The organism is Segatella copri (assembly GCF_019127135.1).
Classification (GTDB): Bacteria; Bacteroidota; Bacteroidia; order Bacteroidales; family Bacteroidaceae; genus Prevotella.
Genome location: NZ_JAHOEA010000032.1, coordinates 31,631 through 46,640 on the forward strand (window position 1 = coordinate 31,631; position 15,010 = coordinate 46,640).

Sequence of the window (15,010 nt, forward strand, 5' to 3'; positions counted from 1 at the left end):
AAGTATGAAATTCAATTATGACGTGCTCGTTATCGGTGGAGGACATGCCGGATGCGAGGCTGCTGCAGCCTCTGCAAACATGGGTGCCCAAACCTGTTTGATAACGATGGATATGAACAAGATTGGTCAGATGAGTTGCAACCCCGCCATCGGAGGTATTGCCAAGGGACAGATTGTGCGCGAAATCGATGCTTTGGGCGGACAGATGGGTATCGTAACGGATAAAACCGCCATCCAGTTCCGAATGCTCAACATCGGAAAGGGTCCTGCCGTATGGAGCCCCCGTGCCCAATGCGACAGAGGAAAGTTTATCTGGGAATGGAGAACCATCCTCGACCATACCGACAACCTCGACATCTGGCAAGACCAGGCAGACGAACTGCTCGTTGCTAACGGAGAGGCCATCGGCGTAAAAGCCATCTGGGGAGCCGAGTTCTACGCCAAGAGCATCATCATCACCGCAGGAACATTCCTGAACGGCCTGATGCATGTAGGAAGAAAGATGGTAGAAGGCGGAAGATGCGCCGAACCTGCCGTACACAACTTTACGGAGAGCATCACCCGATGGGGCATCACTACTGCCAGAATGAAAACCGGTACTCCGGTCAGAATCGACAAGCGAAGTGTTCATTTCGAAGATATGGAAGAACAGCCGGGCGACAGCGATTTCCACCAGTTCTCTTATATGGGCGAACATCGGGTTCTGAAACAATTGCCTTGCTGGACTTGCTACACCAACAAAAAGGTACACGAAACTTTAAAAAGCGGTCTCGCTGACTCACCTTTATATAATGGTCAGATTCAGAGCACCGGTCCACGTTACTGTCCGAGCATCGAAACCAAGCTCGTTACCTTCCCCGACAAAGACCAGCATCCGCTCTTCCTGGAGCCAGAAGGCGAAGATACGAACGAGATGTATCTGAACGGTTTTTCTTCAAGCATGCCGATGGAAATCCAGTTGAACGCTCTTCATGAGATTCCGGCATTGAGAGATGCGAAGATTTACAGACCGGGTTACGCCATCGAATACGATTACTTCGACCCTACCCAACTCAAACATTCACTGGAGTCGAAAATCATCAAAGGTCTCTTCTTTGCCGGACAGGTGAACGGAACCACCGGTTATGAAGAAGCAGGAGGTCAGGGAACCGTGGCAGGAATCAACGCAGCCCTGCATTGTGTCGGAGACAAGACATTTGAGATGAATCGCGACGAGAGTTATATCGGCGTACTCATCGATGACCTCACAACAAAGGGAGTTGACGAACCATACCGCATGTTTACCTCCAGAGCCGAATACCGCATTCTGCTCCGCCAGGACGATGCCGATGCCCGACTCACAGAAAAAGCATACGAACTCGGAATTGCCAAACGCGACCGTTACGACTGGTGGATAGAGAAAAAAGAAGCCATCGAAAGAATCATTGAATTCTGCGCCAACTATCCTATCAAGAAGGATGAGATAAATCCAAAACTGGAAGCACTCGGTACTACTCCACTTCGCGCCGGCTGCAAGCTCATCGACCTCATCGCTCGTCCGCACCTGAATCTCACGAATCTTTCGGAGATTATTCCGGACTTGAAGGCTGCGCTGGATGCACCAGCCAACCGAAAGGAAGAGATAACGGAAGCTGCAGAAATCAAGATGAAGTACAAAGGTTACATCGAACGAGAGCGTCTCATCGCCGATAAGATGCACCGTTTGGAGGACATCAAAATCAAGGGCCGTTTCAACTATTCCGATCTCCACGAAATCTCCACGGAAGGACGCCAGAAACTCGAGCGAATCGACCCGGAAACTTTGGCACAGGCAAGCCGAATTCCGGGCGTATCACCAAGCGACATCAACGTGATGCTTGTATTACTCGGAAGATAAGCCGTTTCACAGCGAAACACAAGGGAATAGCTAATGTTTCACGTGAAACAGGCTATTAGCAAAACATTTGATGCTCAACCGTTTAAGAAAGGTTGCATCAAGTGTTTTGCGGTTAAAGTAAAACTTCAGCAATTCGTGAAACAAAAGCTGATAAAATCAAGCAAAACGCAAAAACAAACGGGCAAAAAGCCCATTAAAAGAAACACAAAAAAAAAGAATAAAATAAGTATCAATTTAAAGCATAAAAAGTAATGAACAATCAGCTATTATTAGACAATCTGCGTTGCATTCCAGATTGGCCAATCAAGGGTGTAAACTTCCGCGATGTATCAACCCTTTTCAAGAATCCTGCATCTTTAAAAGAGATCAGCGATGAGATGTACGAACTCTACAAAGACAAAGGAATCACCAAGATTGTAGGCATCGAATCACGCGGTTTCGTAATGTCTTCAGCCCTCGCAATACGTCTCGGAGCCGGTGTAGTTTTATGCCGCAAACCAGGCAAACTTCCATGCAAAACCGTACAGGAAAGTTATGCTAAGGAATATGGTATCGACACCATCGAAATCCACGAAGATGCCATCAATGAGAACGACATCGTACTCCTCCACGATGACCTCCTCGCTACTGGCGGAACCATGAAAGCAGCATGCGATCTGGTAAAGAAATTCCATCCGAAAAAGGTATATGCCAACTTCATTATCGAACTCGTAAACGAGAATTTCGAAGGCAGAAAGTCCTTTGATCCAGACGTTGAAGTAACTACTTTATTGCAGTTATAAGCAGCAAAAATACTGCAAGAAATACTGCGAGAATGTAGCATGGAAGCAGTAAAAAACACTAGAGCGTTGCCGTTTCACGTGAAACAGTAACGCTCGTTTTCCCTTTAAAAACAAGTAAAAATATGACGAAACAAGAGAATGAGGAGCGCTTGGCAAGGCTTAAGAACATCGTTTTAAGTATGCCGGAGAAGCCAGGAAGCTACCAATATTACGACGAAAATCATACGATTATATATGTGGGAAAGGCGAAAAATCTGAAGAGAAGAGTATCTTCCTACTTCCATAAAGAGGTAGACAGATACAAGACAAAGGTGCTTGTTTCTAAGATTCACGACATATCTTATACGGTCGTAAACACAGAAGAAGACGCACTTTTGCTTGAAAACAGCCTGATCAAAAAGTATAATCCAAGATACAATGTCCTGCTGAAAGACGGCAAGACATACCCTTCTATATGCGTAACAAACGAGTATTTTCCACGCATTTTCAAGACTCGCCATATCAATAAAAAAGTGGGAACTTTCTTCGGTCCTTACCCTCATATCGGCAGCATGTATGCTGTTTTAGAGGTCATCAAGAAGCTCTATAAACCCCGAACCTGCAGAATGCCTATCACCAGAGAAGGCGTAGTTGAAGGCAGATACAAGCCGTGCCTGGAGTATCATATCCATAACTGCGGAGCACCCTGCATCAACAAGCAGAGCTATGAGGAATATCAGGAAAACATGCGCCAGGCACGTGAAATTCTGAAGGGAAACACGCGGGAAGTAAGCAAATATCTCTACGATTTGATGATGAAAAATGCCGAACTTCTACGTTTTGAAATAGCCGAAGAATATAAGAAAAAGTACCAATTACTGGATGAATTCGAGGCAAAAAGCGAGGTAGTAAGTCACACTATTACGGATGTTGATGTCTTTACTATCGTGAATGATGACGCCAACAAAAACGCCTTCATCAACTATATTCACGTAAAAAACGGCACCATCAACCAGAGCTTTACCTACGAGTATAAGCGCAAGCTGGAGGAGAGCGACGAGGAACTTCTGATTACTGCCATTCCAGAAATCAGAGAGCGTTTCCACTCCACTTCGAAGGAGATAATCGTGCCCTTCGAAATGGAATGGAAGCTGAAAGATGCAACCTTCTTCGTACCCCAGAGAGGTGACAAAAAGCATCTTCTGGAGCTGTCGGAAATGAACTGCAAGCAGTATAAATTCGACCGTCTGAAGCAGGCTGAAAAACTCAATCCGGAGCAGAAACAGACCCGATTGATGAAGGAATTGCAAGCCAAATTAAAGCTTCCGAAGATGCCTTACCAGATAGAATGTTTCGATAATTCCAACATATCCGGTACAGATGCCGTGGCAGGATGTATTGTATATAAAGGTATGAAACCATCCAGAAAAGACTATAGGAAATACAACATCAAGACGGTGGAAGGACCGGATGATTACGCATCCATGCAAGAGGTGGTAAGGCGCCGGTACAGTCGTATGATAGAGGAAGAATCAGCACTTCCAGACCTCATTATTACCGATGGCGGAAAGGGTCAGATGGACGTCGTCAGAGAGGTTATTGTTGACGAATTACACCTGGATATCCCTATCGCAGGACTTGCAAAAGACGACCGTCACAGAACCAACGAACTCCTCTTCGGATTCCCTCCTCAAACCATCGCCCTACCACCCGAAAGTGAGCTGTTCAAGGTGCTGACACAGATACAGGATGAGGTGCACAGATACGCTATCACCTTCCATCGCGACAAACGCAGCAAGCATGCTCTGCACTCCGAATTAGACGATATCAAAGGCATCGGTCCGAAAGCTAGAGAAGCACTTCTGAGCAAGTTTAAGAGCGTGAAAAAGATGAAAGAAGCATCATTGGAACAACTTTCAGAGGTATTAGGCCCACATAAGGCGGAAATTCTTGCAAAATATTTTGCAGAAAAAGGCGAGAATATGAAATAAAAGTTGTATATTTGCAGTTCAAACTATACTATATATAATATATAAACAATAACAGGGATTGAACAGAACAAAGCATTCCATAAATGCTATTCATAAAGTTCTATGTTCATCATTCAAAGTTCAAAGTAGTAATATGAGAATCGTAATACAGCGTGTCTCTCACGCCTCAGTTACCATAGAAGGAGAGGTTAAATCTGCCATCAGACAAGGCTATCTGATACTTCTGGGAATAGAGGAAAGCGACACTTCAGAAGACGTAGACTGGCTGGTCAGAAAGGTAATCGGACTCCGTGTTTTCGACGACGAAAACCATGTTATGAACCGCTCCATCATGGATATAAATGGTGAGATTCTGGTCATCAGCCAGTTCACCCTATTCGCCAGTTATAAGAAAGGAAACCGCCCAAGCTGGCTCAGAGCAGCCAAGCACGAAATCAGCGTTCCGCTCTATGAAGAGTTCTGCAAGAAGCTATCCGATGCACTCGGAAAGCCAGTAGGAACAGGCGAATTTGGTGCCGATATGAAGGTAGATTTACTGAACGATGGACCGGTAACCATCATGATGGATACTCACAACAAGGAATAATGCCCTACCCTGAAAGAAAGGCATCTTTCCCCATAAAAGAATTAGGAAGATGACAATAAAAGAAGCACAAGAAGCTGTAGATCAGTGGATTAAAGAATATGGCGTACGCTATTTCAGCGAACTGACCAATATGGCTTGCCTCACGGAAGAAGTGGGCGAACTGGCACGCGTCATTGCCCGAACATACGGTGACCAGAGTTTTAAGAAAGGCGAGAAACCTAACTTGGGCGAAGAGATGGCCGATGTTCTATGGGTGCTTATCTGCTTGGCTAACCAGACAGGGGTTGACTTGACAGAAGAACTTCAGAAGAGTTTTGACAAGAAGACCAGAAGGGATTCAGAAAGACATAAAAACAACCCAAAACTATCTGAGCATCAGGAAGATAAAGAACAAGATAACAAGAATTAAAATTGCTATTCATATAAAAACTTAACTTTAATAATTATATAAATAACATTAAGTATGAGCAGTATTAAAGAACAGGTTCTTGCACAGCAGGGACAGTATAAAGAGTCTGACGACAAGTATTTATCAGTTTTGAAGCAGTACAACTGCGACCTCAACGATGAGGAAGTAGCTGCTGCAGTAAAGAAGATTCTCGATGAGAAGGTAGCAGAGAACGAGACCATGGAGGTCAAGAAGTTCCTCTTCGGTAGCATCGAGTTGACTTCTCTCCATACAGAAGATACAGAAGAAAGTATCCTGAAGATGATTGAAAAGGTGAACCAGTTTGCCAAGGATTATCCTCAGCTTCCTCACGTAGCAACCGTATGTACCTACCCTAACTTTGCCGGTCTTATCAGCCAGAGTCTGGAGGTTGACGGCGTAGAAATCGCTGTAGTAAGCGGTAATTTCCCATCATCTCAGACCTTTATCGAGGTAAAGATCGCAGAAACCGCTATGGCTATCAAGGATGGTGCTACAGAGGTAGATATCGTAATGCCTGTAGGCAAGTTCTTCAGCGAAGATTACGAGGGCCTCTGCGATGATATTCAGGAACTCAAGGAAACATGCGGAGAGCATAAGATGAAGTGCATCCTGGAGACAGGCGACCTGAAGAATTGCAGCAACATCATGAAGGCTTCTATCCTCGCAATGTACTCAGGTTCAGACTATATCAAGACCTCAACAGGCAAGGAGAAGGTTTCTGCTACCCCAGAAGCAGCATACGTCATGTGCCAGGCAATCAAGGCATATTACGAGAAGACTGGTATCCAGATTGGCTTCAAGCCTGCAGGTGGTATCAATACCGTTCATGATGCCGTAGTTTACTACACCATCGTGAAGGAAGTTTTGGGCGAGAAATGGCTGACCAACCAGTGGTTGCGCCTCGGCACATCACGCCTGACCAACCTCCTCTTGAGCGAAATACTTGGCAAGGAGATTAAATACTTCTAAAGAAAAGTAACTGGTTATCAACAGAATACAAAAACGCAAAGGGTTGATTCTCTCTGAGAACCAACCCTTTTTATATTATGTTTTTCTGAAATTTTTATATTAAGCTTTTCTTTCAATCACAAAATCCAGGTAAGCCTTCAAGGCATTGTATATATCCTTATCCTCTACATAAGTATCGAGGAAATTCATGGCTTCGGCATGGAAATCCCACATGCGCTTATCCGCATATTCAATACCTCCGTTTTCCTTTGTAAATGCCACTAACTGAGCTATTTCGTCTGCCGTAACAGTATGAGCCTTAACCTTTCTGGCAAGCTTCATCATCTCCTCATCACCGGTAGACTTCAAAGCATATATTACAGGCAAAGTCAGTTTACCTTCAAGCATATCATTACCAGTAGGTTTACCTATCTCCTTGGAATCATAATAATCAAAGATATCATCACGGATCTGGAAGATAATGCCCAAGTTCTGACCGAATCGCTTCGCCTCTTCAATCTGCAGTTCTGAAGCATTGGCAGACATCGCACCGATACCGGCACAAGCCTCAAAGAGAGCAGCCGTTTTCTGCTTAATCACCTGATAATAAATATCTTCCGATATCTCTTCATTACTGATACTATTGAGCTGAAGAATCTCACCATTAGACAGGATACGTCCCAACTCAGCAAGATAACGTACGATTTCTTCTGAATGCGAATAAGATACATGAAGCAAGGCGGTGGAAAGAATGAAATCGCCCACAAGCACAGCCACCTTATTATTATAAGTAGCATTCACACTAGCCTGTCCGCGGCGCTCTCCACTCTCATCTACCACATCATCATGTACCAGCGAAGCGGTATGAAGAAGTTCCAGACCTACCGCAGAATGCTGGGTAACACTGGAAACCTTTCCAAAATTACGTGCCATCAACAAGATGAGTATAGGGCGCATACGTTTTCCAGCGCGCTGACGGATATGATCGAGCACCTGGGAAAGGAGGCCATCGCTATGCATGAGAGACTTGTTGAACAAATCTATAAAATCTGCTAATTCTGCCTCTATAGGCAGCTTGATAAGTGATAAATAGTCCATTATATGTGAGTAAATCTACTTAATTTCTGAAATTTGTTACAAAATTAATCAATTCTTCTTGAAATATCGCATTTTTTTAGTAATTTTACACCACAAAAATGAATATTATGGATAAATTGTTCCTTTTAGACGCGTATGCACTCATTTATAGGTCGTATTACGCCTTTATGAAAGCCCCTCGAATCAATTCGAAGGGACTCAATACTTCGTGTGTAATGGGGTTCTGCAATACCCTCAACGAGATACTTACCAAGGAGAAACCTACCCATATAGCGGTAGCTTTCGACCATGGCAAGACCTTCCGCCATGAAGCTTTTCCTGCATACAAAGCACAGCGTGAAGAGACACCGGAAGACATCAAACTCTCTGTACCAATCATCAAAAACATCCTGGAGGCTTACCATATCCCTATCCTGCAGGTAGATGGTTTCGAGGCAGATGATATCATCGGAACTGTTGCCTTGAAGGCGGGTGAAAAAGGCATAGAAACTTATATGCTCACGCCTGATAAGGATTATGCACAGCTGGTTCGTGACAATGTTTTCATGTTCCGTCCTCGTCATGGCGGCGGCTACGAAAAGTTGGGAGTGCAGGAAATTGAAGAGAAATACAATATCACTTCCCCACTCCAGGTTATCGACCTACTAGCTCTGATGGGCGACTCAGCTGATAACTTCCCAGGCTGTCCAGGTGTGGGAGAAAAGACTGCCATCAAACTCATCAACGAGTTCGGTAGCGTTGAAGGCCTCATCGAGAACTCTTCTCAGGTGAAAGGCAAGCTCCGCGAAAAAGTGGAGGGTGCAGTAGAAGATATCAGGATGTCAAAGTTCCTGGCAACCATCCGAACTGATGTTCCTGTAGAGATCAAGATGGAAGAATTGAAACGGGTAGAACCAGACAACACAAAATTGGATGAAATCTTCACCGAGTTGGAGTTTAAGTCGTTTGCCAACCGAGTTCTTAACAAACCTAAAAAGGTGCAAACAAAGCCTACAGGAGAACTCGATTTGTTTGGCGCACAGCCTGCCGATGGTCAGGAAGAGTCAAAAAAATCAAGTTTTGAGACCATTAAAACGACCGTTCACACATACAAACTCGTTGATTCAGAAGAAGATGCAAAAAAACTTCGTGACTATTTGTTTACATTCAAGATTCTCAGTCTAGACACAGAGACCACATCTACCGCTGCCATTTATGCAGAACTGGTAGGTTTGAGCTTTGCCGTAAAGGAGAAAGAGGCTTTCTACGTAGCAATTCCGGCAAATCGTGAAGAAGCCTTAAAAATCGTAAACATCTTCAAACCTCTCTACGAGAACCCGGAAATCTTGAAAGTGGGACAGAACATCAAATACGATTACGAGGTGTTGATGAACTACGGCATAGAGATTCAGGGCAAGATGTTCGATACGATGCTCGCCCACTATCTCATCCAGCCAGAGCTCTACCACAACATGGATTACCTCGCCGAAGTGTTCCTCAACTATCAGACCATCCACATCGAAGAGCTGATTGGTCCGAAGGGAAAGAACCAAAAGTCGATGCGCGATCTCGCCCCATCAGATATTTACGAATATGCTGCCGAAGATGCCGACATCACATTGAGATTGAAAAATGTGCTCGAACCGAAACTCAAAGAGATAGATTGTGAAGATCTGTTCTGGAATGTAGAAATGCCGCTGGTGCCGGTTCTCGCCCACATGGAGATGAACGGTGTGTGCATCGATACCGATACCCTGAAGGATACATCCGAGAAACTCACCAACCGTCTCAATGAGATTGAACATCATATCTACGAGTTGGCAGGAGAATCGTTTAACATCGCTTCCCCACGCCAGGTTGGAGAAATTCTCTTCGGAAAGATGAAGATTGTAGAGAAGCCTAAGAAGACGAAGACGGGCCAGTACGTAACAAGCGAAGAAGTTCTTCAGCAGCTGCGCAGCAAGAGTCCAATCATCGATGAGATACTGAACTACAGAGGTTTAAAGAAACTTTTGGGAACCTACATAGATGCCCTTCCAAAGCTTATCAACCCTCGCACCGGTCACATTCATGCCTCTTTCAACCAAGCCATCACAGCCACAGGACGTCTTTCTTCAAGTGATCCGAACCTGCAGAATATTCCTGTACGCGATGACGATGGTAAAGAGATACGCAGATGCTTCATCCCAGAACCAGGCTGCCTGTTCTTCTCTGCCGACTATTCACAGATAGAACTTCGCATCATGGCACACCTGAGCCAGGATCCGAACATGGTAGAAGCATTCCGCGAAGGCTCTGATATTCATGCAGCTACAGCTGCCAAGATTTGGCATGAAGACATCAAAGAAGTAACAGATGCACAGCGCAAGAAGGCAAAAACAGCCAACTTCGGCATCATCTACGGCATCACGACCTTCGGTCTTGCCCAGCGCATGAACATCGAAAACCGAGAGGCAAAGCAGATCATAGAAGACTACTTCCGCACCTTCCCTGGTGTTCAGGCTTACATGGAGAAGGCAAAGGAAATGGCAAGAGAGAAAGGATATGCCGAAACCCTCTTCCACCGCCGTCGCTACCTGCCAGACATCAACAGCAAGAATGGTACTGTACGAGGATTTGCCGAGCGCAATGCCATCAATGCCCCAATCCAGGGCTCTGAGGCAGACATCATCAAAGTGGCTATGATACGCATCTTCAACCGATTCAGAGCAGAAGGCATCAGGAGCAAGATGATTATCCAGGTGCATGACGAGCTCAACTTCTCCGTATATCCGGAAGAGAAGGAAAAGGTAGAGAAGATTGTAGTAGAAGAGATGCAGAATGCCTACCAGCTCAGTGTGCCTCTGGTTGCTGATGCCGGATGGGGAAACAACTGGCTAGAAGCACATTAGAAAAACCAGAAGGCGGCCGCAGAAGCCGCAAGGCAACTTAAATACAAAGAAGCTCGCAAGATACCAAACAATCATCTTGCGAGCTTTTCTTTTTCGAGATGTTTCACATGAAACAATCAAATCTTCTATCAAAACACCAATAAAAAGACAAATAACTCCTTTATTCACAAGTACATCTAGAAATCTTTCTTTATTTAGATTAAAAAGGATAATAAAATTATAATATTTTCAAATTTATTTGGTTCTTACAGAAATAAAGTGTATATTTGCATAGTAAATCAGAAAGATATGCAAACGCACCTGTCTGATTAAAAGTGAATAGATTACAGTAATCAATCAAATTAAGAAAGAAAGGAACATTATGAAGAAATATGTTTGCGACGTGTGTGGTTGGATTTATGATCCAGAAGTAGGTGATCCAGAGGGCGGCATCGCTCCAGGTACAGCATTCGAAGACATCCCAGATGATTGGGTTTGCCCTCTTTGCGGAGTAGGCAAGGAAGATTTCAGCCCTGTAGAGGAATAATCTGAATGAAATGCCTGATATTCTGGCAACACATTCATAAAATAATAGGAGGAACCATTATGACAAAGATTAGAGAAATCTACCGCTGCCAGATTTGTGGCAACGTAGTAGAAGTAGTAAACCCAGGAGCCGTGCTCAGTTGCTGTGGCGAACCGATGAAGCTGATGAAAGAAAACACCAGTGATGGCGCCAAAGAGAAGCACGTGCCTGTGATAGAACCTATTGAGGGCGGCTATCGAGTAACAGTAGGAAGTGTGGAGCATCCGATGCTCCCAGAGCATTACATCCAGTGGATAGAGCTGCTCACCCCTACCGATGTGCTCCGCCATGAGTTGAAACCGGGCGAAAAGCCAGAGGCCATCTTCATGACAAATGCTGATGCCAAGGATGTTACGGCTCGCGAATACTGCAATCTCCACGGATTGTGGAAGGGGGTAATTGAAGGATAAAAACCATCATACCAACAAAAGGTCTCATGTTGTCTTCCCAATGTAGGGAATATGACGTGAGACCTTTTTAACTTTATTTACATCTCGTTTCTTACCACATTCGCCAGGAAATATCTATCTTTGCAGACAAAACGCTATAGATGATGAGAAGAATATGGAATAATCTTACATCAATATCCTTGCTGCCAGCATTATTCACCTGCATCTGTCAGATTTCCTGTTCACAAGAAAAAGCAGCAGAAACCCTGCGCTCCGCCTACTATTGGAGTACAACATGGCAGATGGACAGCAGCAAGATGAACTTCATCCAGAAACACCATATCAAGCGACTCTACGTTAGATTCTTTGATGTGGTAAGGGATGCTGATGGAGAAATCATGCCCAATGCTACCCTGCAATTTGATACAACCGAAGAGAATATGACAGCCGAAGAAAAGGAGAAAGAATCTCTGATGCCGAAAGGAATGGAGATTATCCCCGTTGTCTATATCGTGAACGACTGTTTTAAAGCAAAAACCAAGACGAATCCTATCAGCAGCGACAAGTCGGACAGGAAATCTTCAGATGAAACACCCCGGCAACTCGCAGATAAGATTCTGAACCGCATCCTTCAGATGAACGAAGCCAATGACATCGAGAACGTAAAAGAGATTCAGATAGACTGCGACTGGACAGCATCAACGCAAGAAGCCTATTTTGAATTCCTCCATTATTTAAAGGAGAAAGCCAAAGACAAGCAGATACAGCTGTCAGCCACCATCCGGTTACACCAGCTCTCGATGACCCCACCCCCTGTGGATAGAGGCATCCTGATGATGTATAATACGGGCGATGTAAAACAGCTAAGCTGCCAAAAGCCGATACTCGACATGAAGGATGTGGCTCCTTACATCCAGCATCTGAGCAGTTATCCGTTACCGCTTTCTGCCGCCTATCCACTCTTTAGCTGGCGAGTCCTCTTTAGAGAAGGAAAATTCGTAAGCATCATGCATGCAGAAGATGATTTCCCAGTATTGCCAAGCGACAGCATCGTTGTAAGAAAGCCCGAAATGAGCGACATCATGGAAGCCGTCAGAAGCATCAATCACCAGAATGACGACATCAACAGCGAGGTTATTCTCTTCGACCTCAATACCGATAATATCAAACGATTTAACTCAGAAGATTATGAAAAGATTTTTAATCATAGGAGTGATAGCAGCATTTAGCATCCACTCCAACGCCTGCGTTGCCGAATACTCTGATCACAACTACTATATGTTCAGCGTATTCAATCGCGACCAGACTTCGCCGGCGTATCTCTACGACATCGCCAGCTACTGGCAGAAGTATGCCGGCAATACATCCTCCATCAACTTATCTTTCTACAAATGGAACAAGGAGGATATTCAGAAAGTAGCCCAAAGCAAGAAGGATGCAGGAATACTTTCTTACTTAAGAAATCTGAATGCCTACCTGGATGCCTGCGAGAAGCTGAATCCCAATGCCTGGAACTATGCCTCGAAGCAAGAACGACTGCAGATACAGCAATCGCTGACACGGCTCAACAATGCCTCCAAAATTTATAAAGGCACCCAACTCAAGAGCCAGTACGCCCTGCTCCGCATGCGTACCAACATGATGAAGGGATTCCACCAGCAGAACATCACCTATTGGAATGCCATTGCCTCCCGACTTCCGAAATCACCATGGCGAGAGGCGATGCGCAACATTTATGCCCGGGCTTTGTGGAAAACAGGAAAACATCAGCAGGCACTCGATATCTATGCCGAGCAGGGAGATATGGCAAGTATCAGGGTACTCGCCCGAAACTATCGCAATCTTGCGGGCATTCAGAGCACTTATCTCAAGAATCCGAATTCTGCAATGCTCACCTATCTGGTGCAGGATTTCGTGAACAACTGTCAGCAGACAATAGACAGTCGTTCCAAAGAACAGATAGACAAAGAGTGGATTGAGGAAATAGGCGCCAAGGTTATCTATCAGAAAGAAGCCCTCAACTTCATCACCTTTGCCAATAAGGTCATCGCCGAAGGCAAGACGCAGAGTCCTTGCCTATGGCGCTCTGCCACCGCCATGCTCCATTATCTCTATGGATATCAGCAGGAAGCATGGAAGGAGATTAATGAAGCTATCGCCCTGGATGGAACACAGCGAATGAAGAATAATGCAAGAGCCATCCGACTCCTGGTTTCTACCCGAAATGCACAGGTGGATAGCGATTATTCGCAATATCTGGTCGGCGAATTCAAATGGCTCAACGAGATGGCGAAGGGAGAAAACCCAAGAAAAGATGATTCCACCAATCCCGACATTCACTATGTAGAGGTGAAGGAGCGTGTGGCTTACCGTGCCCTGTACAATCGGTTTAAGACAATGGCAGACAAGGCAAAAAAGGAAGACCGGCAGGAAGCCGGCAGGGATTATGAAAGCATGGCCACAGCGATGTATGGCATGATGGATGCCTACATGCGAACCTTCTACAAGGATCAACAGGATGAAGAATACATCAGCCGTTATCTTTATTCATCAGAATACGCCCTTCGTCTCGACTCGCTCTCAGCGCAGCAGCTTGCCGATTACTATCGCTTCATCACATCTTCTCATCAGGATACCTTCGAGCAATACGTATGCCTGTCGCTCTATCGCAATGCCGATTTCTTCAAGGATATGATAGGCACCAAGTTTCTTGCCGAAGGCAATTTTGGTGAAGCTGCCCGCTGGCAGAAGGATGTATCCCTGAAGTTCATCAACAATCAGGCCATCAGTTTCTACGCCGAAAAGCGCAGCTACACTGTGCCTTACTGGTTCAACCACCAGAAGGTGAATGATTCGGATATGTGGAGCATCCAGGGCAGTTATGCTCACCTGAAGGAGAACCCTAAGTGGAAATTCTGCCAGGAGATGAACCAGCTTATCAGCCAATACAATGTGGCTCGTGAAGGCGAAGTCAGGGAGAAGCTTGCCTATGAGCTTGCCATCCGCTATTACCAGGCATCCTGCTATGGCGACTGCTGGTATCTTACCCATTATGGCAAGAGTGTAGCCGATAGTGCCCGCACAGGCGAAGCCGATTTCGCAGCTATCGCTCAAGACTATCTCAAGATAAGCAAGCAAAGCAGCAATCTTACGCTTCGCTATCATTCGCTCTATGCCCTCTCATCCATCGGCATTGACCCATGGTTTAAGATTACCTACGATGCTAACTGGAACGAGCAGAAGCTTCTACAGCCACAATCCACTCAATATCAGGCCATGATGGAATGGAGCAAGTTCTGTCATCAGCATCCGGAAATCGTGGATCAATATACCACCCGATGCGATGTATTGAAACAATTCGAAAAAAATCTCTAATCTCTTACCATTTTCCCGGCATTGGGAAAATGATACCTCTTGCTAAAGGTGCTCAGCGTGAAGCCAAGGATGTTACGGCTCGCGAATACTGCAATCTCCACGGATTGTGGAAGGGGGTAAT

Annotated in this window: 13 protein-coding genes; 12 read left to right on the forward strand and 1 reads right to left on the reverse strand. The window is 45.1% G+C overall.

What is annotated here, in order from left to right:
• The first annotated feature begins 4 nt into the window (after nt 1-4).
• From mnmG to deoC, 6 genes are all read left to right on the forward strand, one after another.
• Nucleotides 5-1,876: a tRNA uridine-5-carboxymethylaminomethyl(34) synthesis enzyme MnmG gene (gene mnmG / locus KSW37_RS09585; RefSeq protein WP_217312920.1), complete on the forward strand. Its 1,872-nt coding sequence runs from the start codon at nt 5-7 to the stop codon at nt 1,874-1,876.
• 251 nt (nt 1,877-2,127) lie between these two features.
• Complete coding sequence (locus tag KSW37_RS09590) at nt 2,128-2,658, forward strand: adenine phosphoribosyltransferase (RefSeq protein ID WP_217312919.1); 531 nt, start codon at nt 2,128-2,130, stop codon at nt 2,656-2,658.
• Between the two features lie 122 nt (nt 2,659-2,780).
• Nucleotides 2,781-4,628: an excinuclease ABC subunit UvrC gene (gene uvrC, locus KSW37_RS09595; protein WP_217312918.1), complete on the forward strand. Its 1,848-nt coding sequence runs from the start codon at nt 2,781-2,783 to the stop codon at nt 4,626-4,628.
• 133 nt (nt 4,629-4,761) lie between these two features.
• Nucleotides 4,762-5,214 (forward strand): D-aminoacyl-tRNA deacylase, encoded by a 453-nt coding sequence (gene dtd, locus KSW37_RS09600; protein ID WP_117695101.1) that lies wholly within the window; start codon nt 4,762-4,764, stop codon nt 5,212-5,214.
• 49 nt (nt 5,215-5,263) lie between these two features.
• The gene (locus tag KSW37_RS09605) at nt 5,264-5,623 is read left to right on the forward strand and encodes a nucleotide pyrophosphohydrolase (protein WP_117729361.1); all 360 of its coding nucleotides are present in this window, start codon (nt 5,264-5,266) and stop codon (nt 5,621-5,623) included.
• Between the two features lie 54 nt (nt 5,624-5,677).
• Nucleotides 5,678-6,613 (forward strand): deoxyribose-phosphate aldolase, encoded by a 936-nt coding sequence (gene deoC / locus KSW37_RS09610; protein ID WP_117695096.1) that lies wholly within the window; start codon nt 5,678-5,680, stop codon nt 6,611-6,613.
• A gap of 99 nt (nt 6,614-6,712) precedes the next feature.
• Here deoC and KSW37_RS09615 read toward each other — a convergent pair whose 3' ends face one another.
• Nucleotides 6,713-7,690 carry a polyprenyl synthetase family protein gene (locus tag KSW37_RS09615; RefSeq protein ID WP_119237773.1) on the reverse strand — a complete coding sequence of 326 codons (978 nt, stop codon included), beginning with the start codon at nt 7,688-7,690 and terminating at the stop codon, nt 6,713-6,715.
• 107 nt (nt 7,691-7,797) lie between these two features.
• Here KSW37_RS09615 and polA point away from each other — a divergent pair, with 107 nt between their 5' ends.
• From polA to KSW37_RS16160, 6 genes are all read left to right on the forward strand, one after another.
• A complete protein-coding gene (gene polA / locus KSW37_RS09620; protein WP_217312917.1) occupies nt 7,798-10,560 on the forward strand; it encodes a DNA polymerase I in 2,763 nt (920 codons plus the stop codon).
• A gap of 361 nt (nt 10,561-10,921) precedes the next feature.
• Nucleotides 10,922-11,086, forward strand: coding sequence for a rubredoxin (gene rd, locus KSW37_RS09625; RefSeq protein ID WP_022120120.1), 165 nt, complete (start codon nt 10,922-10,924; stop codon nt 11,084-11,086).
• Nucleotides 11,087-11,145: 59 nt separating this feature from the next.
• On the forward strand, nt 11,146-11,535 hold the full coding sequence (locus tag KSW37_RS09630) for a desulfoferrodoxin (RefSeq protein ID WP_217312916.1): 390 nt from the start codon (nt 11,146-11,148) through the stop codon (nt 11,533-11,535).
• A gap of 140 nt (nt 11,536-11,675) precedes the next feature.
• The gene (locus KSW37_RS09635; RefSeq protein ID WP_254368516.1) at nt 11,676-12,743 is read left to right on the forward strand and encodes a hypothetical protein; all 1,068 of its coding nucleotides are present in this window, start codon (nt 11,676-11,678) and stop codon (nt 12,741-12,743) included.
• On the forward strand, nt 12,703-14,889 hold the full coding sequence (locus KSW37_RS09640; RefSeq protein ID WP_217312915.1) for a hypothetical protein: 2,187 nt from the start codon (nt 12,703-12,705) through the stop codon (nt 14,887-14,889). The genes KSW37_RS09635 and KSW37_RS09640 overlap by 41 nt, the downstream gene beginning before the upstream one ends.
• Before the next feature lie 29 nt (nt 14,890-14,918).
• On the forward strand, nt 14,919-15,010 hold a 92-nt coding region (locus tag KSW37_RS16160; protein ID WP_367397548.1), incomplete at its 3' end, for a desulfoferrodoxin family protein.